1 protein-coding gene is annotated in these 225 nt (G+C 46.2%); it reads right to left on the bottom strand.

The window, feature by feature from the left end:
* Positions 1-17 precede the first annotated feature (17 nt).
* A partial coding sequence (locus CHH91_RS20785; protein ID WP_176465890.1) for a hypothetical protein occupies positions 18-225 on the bottom strand: 208 nt, incomplete at its 5' end.

Below are 225 nucleotides of genomic sequence, written 5' to 3' on the forward strand. Positions count from 1 at the left end.
CCTCCTTACCAATGATATTAGTCCATCTCAAATTCTGTACGAAGCCGGTCTGCTAGTTTCTCTAAAGCTCCCTCTGCATCCACATCCCGGGTTTCATCCATGATCTGGTCGATCACAGGCTGAATGTTAGAGACAGCCTCTAACTTGTCTGGAAACATGCTTTGCACGACTGTGTTTTCTTCCATGATCGTCTGGAATGCTTCGACATTTTCTGGTACCCATTGG

Source organism: Virgibacillus sp. 7505 (assembly GCF_002272135.1).
GTDB lineage: Bacteria > Bacillota > Bacilli > Bacillales > Amphibacillaceae > Terribacillus.